This window comes from Amycolatopsis sp. NPDC059021 (assembly GCF_042739895.1).
GTDB lineage: Bacteria > Actinomycetota > Actinomycetes > Mycobacteriales > Pseudonocardiaceae > Amycolatopsis.
In genome coordinates, this window is record NZ_JBHYIQ010000076.1 from 48,028 (window position 1) to 52,337 (window position 4,310).

Genomic DNA, 4,310 nt, shown 5'->3' on the forward strand with positions numbered 1-4,310 from the left:
GCGGGGTTGCTCGCCGAGTGCGGCGGGTGGGGGGGGGGGGGCGCCCCCCCGCCCCCCACCGCGATGCCGACGAGGTCAGGCGGCGCCGACCTTTTCGCCCAGCTCCGCGGGCAGCTGGCTGCGGCCGCTCACCCCGAGCTTGCGGTACACCCGCGTGAGGTGCTGTTCGACGGTGCTCACCGTGATGAACAGGGTGCTGCCGATCTCGCGGTTGGTCCGGCCGAGCGCGGCGAGCTGCGCGACCCGCAGCTCGGCTTCGCTCAGCACCGCGGAATCGACCGGCTCGCCCGCGCCGGTGCGGGCCTGCTGCTCCGGGAGCTTCTTGGCGTGCGCCGGCCGCAGCGCACCCGGCGGCCGCGGGGCCGACCCGCCGCCCAGCTCGCGCCACGGCTCCCGCGGGCGGCCGAGGATGGCCGTCGTCCGGCTGACCTCGAGCCGGTCGCCGGACTGCGTGAAGCATTTGATCGCCCGGTCCAGCAGCACCGGCCGGTCCTCCGGCCTGCCGGCCAGCGCGAGCACCCGCAGTGACATCCCGCGGAGGTAGCCGTCGGCCTCACCGGCCTGGGCCAGTTGCTGCCGCGCGAGGTCGCGGGCGACGTCGAGGTTGCCCAGCCGCAGGTTCGCCTCGGCCAGGTCGGTGCGCCACGGCGCCAGGATCGGGATGTCGGAGCCGACCCTGCTCGCCGAGCGCTGGAACTCCTGGAAGTCGCTGACCGCGGCCAGCGCGCGGCCGGTGGCGAGGTAGTAGTGCCCGCGAGCGCGCAGGAACAGCAGTCCGCCGATCGTCTCGAACATCGCCTCCGGCACCGGATAACGGAGGATCTCGGCGGCGTCGGCGAACCGGCCCGCGGTGACGTAGGCCCACAGCAGACTGGTGAGCGGGTAGCTGATCGAGGCACCCCAGCCGGGCGCGCCGAGCAGGCCCAGCGCCGACTGCGCCCGCGCGGCCGCTCCCGCCACGTCGCCGCTGCGCAGCACGACCGAGGACCAGACGCCGTCGAGCATCGCGCGCCAGGTCGTCGCCCCGTGCCGGGCGGCCTCCTCGCTCAGCGTCGCCCACCATTTCTCCGCCCGGTCCGGCCGGTTGTCCAGCACCAGCGCGATGATCGCCGTGACGAGCGCTTCCAGCGTCGTGTCGCTGAGCTTGCAGTTCTGCAGGATCCGCTCGGCGCTGGCGGTGGTGGTGTCGTTGCCGCCCTGGGTCCACACCTGGGACAGCGAGTGGGCCGCCTGGTGCCACGGGTCGGGCTCCGGCCTGCCGCCCGTGACGGCCGCCGACTGCGGCTGCGGGCCGAAGTACCACTGGTAGGCCAGTTTCAGCTCCGCTTCGGTCTGCTGGTCGAGTGCCTCGGGACGGCTGGTGAGCACGTTGAGCGCGGTGGTGTAGGTCTCGCGATCGCCGTTCCACAGGGCGTGCCGCACCAGCACGGCCGAATCGGCGTGCTCCAGGTTCCCGTCGACCGCGGCCTGGCGCAGGGTCTCCAGATAGGAGGTGGTCCCGGACGGGTTGACCCGCCAGGTGATCCAGGCCAGCGAGCGCACCAGCGCCTGCCGCTCGGCGGGATCGGTGGCCGCGGACAGGGCGAGTTTCAGGCAGCGGGTCGCGAACGGGATGTCCTCCGTGCGCGCGGCCAGCGCCGCCGCCCGCCGCAGCACCGGGATCGACCAGTTGCCGGTCACCGCGCCCGCCGTCACCAGATGCCCGGCGACCTCGCTGAGCGGGGCGGCCTGCTGGTGCTTCAGCTCGGCCGCCCGCAGGTGCAGCCGGGACTTGGCGGCGGGGGAAACGCTCTCCAGCGTGGCCGCCTGGGTCGCCGCGTGCCGGAACCGGCCGTTCTCCAGCAGGCCGCTGCCGGTCAGCACGGCCACCGACTCCTCGACGTCGGCCGGGTCGACGTCGATCAGGCCGCTCACCAGCTCGACGGTGCCGGAGGCGCCGAGCACCGCCAGCGCGCCGGCGACCTCCCGCAGCCGGTCGTCGCCCCTGGCGAGGAACTCCTGGACCGCTTGCGCGAACGCCGTTCCCGCCACGAGCGGTCCCCTCGGCTCCGGGTGCCGGTTGTCCTGGATCAGCGCGTCGGCGAGCAGGGGGTTTCCGGCGGTCAGGTCGTGGACTCGCGCGGCGAGGCCGGTGGCGGGCGCCCCGCCGAGCGCCGCGGAAAGCTCGCCGGCGATGGTCGCGGGGGACATCGGCGCGAGGTGCACGTGATAATGCGGCTGGCGGGCAAAGCAGGCGTGCAGCCGTTGCTGGTCGTTGGCGGGATGGTCGCTCTTGTTCAGGACCAGCAGCAGCCTGCTCGCCTGGATCCGCCGTTGCAACTGGAGCAGCAGTTGCAGCGAAACCTCGTCCAGGAACTGCAGATCGTCGATCCCGATGACGACCGCGTGATCCCTGGCGTGGTTCAGAATGGCGCGGCAGATGTCCCGCAGGAGCGGGGTGTCGGCCGGGGAGGCGGTGTCCTGGGCGGTGTTCGGCGTGCCGTGCCGGGCTTCGGCGGCGCGCTCGGACAATGCGGCGGGCAATTCCGGATTGGTGAGCAGCTGATCGATGATCGCGGTGCCGAAATCCCGTTCGTCCGGTGCTCCGGTCGCCCGCAGCGTCAGGGCTCCCGATTCGGCGGCGTGGTCCAGAAAGTCATTCAGCAGCCGTGTTTTTCCGCTGGCAATTCCGCCACTGACCAGTACCAGGCGGCCCGACCCCTGTGTACTTCGCCGGAAATGTTCTCGCAGGGAATTCAAGGCCTCATTCGGCTCATTGCGCACAATTACACCCCAGTTATTCGGAACTAATACGACTTCACGAATGGATGGGGTCCGCTTCCCTGCGCTTCGGGGATACCTCTGCACGGCCGTGGGCGACACGACGATTCCGCACGGACGCGCCCTCTCGCCCCGGTGACGGAGAGTTCGCGGATCCCACCTTGATTACGCGAAGTGACGAAGAATGCCTGTCATCCCGGCTCCACTCGCCCCCGCGGTGCCGTGGCGTGCCGTCCGCTGCCACGACTCGTGGATACCGGTCACGACCGGGCCGGACACGTCCGCCGGGCGGCGGGCGGCATGGCTGCCCGGACACGCCGTGGAAGCGCCGCGGCCCCCGGCCGGTCGCCTGGATGCTGGAGGAAGCCGGCTAATCGCTACACCTGTCACGCATACGCCTTCCGTCTCTGGTCACCACCGTTAGCCCCCCTCGGCTACGCCCCAGCGTGCTTCCCAAATCCTGACGACGAAGGCATCCTCGCGTTGTCGTCAGCCCGGATAATACTGCAAGCCACCGGGATGCGGCACGTTCGAGTGAATTTTTTCCAGGGGTGTGGTGTAGGGGTTGCCTCGCCGGGGCGGCGCTCTCCCACCGCGGGCCGCCGGCCGGGGTTCATCCGGCCCCGGCCTCCTATAGGGGTTGTTCCGAGTGGTGCTGACCTGGCAAATTGCTTATCCCATGGCTGACACGAAAAGTGCCGGTGCCTGGATCCGCCGGTTCCACGCCACCGACGAGGCATCCGTCCGGCTGCTCTGCCTCCCCCACGCGGGTGGCTCCGCGACCTACTACTTCCCGGTCTCCCGCGCGCTCGCCCCGGCCATCGAGGTGGTGGCCGTCCAGTATCCGGGACGGCAGGACCGCCGGGCCGAGCCGTGCGTGGAGGACATCCGTGAGCTGGCGGACGCCATCGTCGCGGAACTACCCGCCTGGTCCGATCGCCCGCTCGCGCTGTTCGGGCACAGCATGGGCGCGACCGTCGCCTACGAGGTCGCCCGGCGGATGGAGGCAGGGGGCACCCCGCCGGTGGGCGTCTTCGCCTCCGGCAGGCGGGCCCCCTCGGTGGCCCGTACCGAGTCCGTGCACCAGCGCGACGACGACGGCGTCGTCTCCGCGCTCAAGGAACTCAGCGGCACCGAGGACCGGCTGCTCGGCGACGAGGAACTCCTCCGCATGATCCTGCCCGCCGTGCGCAGCGACTACAAGGCCGTCGAGACGTATCGCCACGACGGCGGGCCCGAGCTGAGCAGCCCGCTGTGCGTGCTCGTGGGCGACAGCGATCCGGTCACCAGCGTCGAGGACGCGCGGGCGTGGCAGCAGCACACGACCGGCTCGTTCCGGCTGGAAGTGCTGCCGGGCGGTCACTTCTACCTCAACGCGCAGGCGGCGGCCGTCCAGCGCACCATCGTGGCGCAGCTCGGCGCCTGGGCGAGCCTCCGCGCCGCTTCCTGACCACCCTCGCCCGGCGGCGCTCCCTCCACTGTGGACTTTCCTGGCGGGGTTGGCGCCGAGGCGGCGGGCAGTGGGGGGTTGGTGGGGGGAAACGGCGTAT

At 71.7% G+C, this 4,310-nt stretch carries 2 protein-coding genes; one reads left to right on the forward strand and one right to left on the reverse strand.

The window, feature by feature from the left end; translation table 11 throughout:
• Positions 1-75: 75 nt before the first annotated feature.
• Complete coding sequence (locus tag ACFWX1_RS34335; protein ID WP_378393930.1) at positions 76-2,739, reverse strand: AAA family ATPase; 2,664 nt, start codon at positions 2,737-2,739, stop codon at positions 76-78.
• A 700-nt stretch (positions 2,740-3,439) separates the two neighbouring features.
• Between ACFWX1_RS34335 and ACFWX1_RS34340 the strand changes: the two genes are divergently transcribed.
• Positions 3,440-4,210, forward strand: a complete 771-nt coding sequence (locus ACFWX1_RS34340; protein ID WP_378393931.1) for a thioesterase II family protein — start codon at positions 3,440-3,442, stop codon at positions 4,208-4,210.
• Positions 4,211-4,310: the final 100 nt, after the last annotated feature.

Bases quoted from the DNA above. Each gene is read 5' to 3' on its own strand.
- ACFWX1_RS34340 (WP_378393931.1), top strand. From the start codon at position 3,440: ATGGCTGACACGAAAAGTGCCGGTGCCTGGATCCGCCGGTTCCACGCC.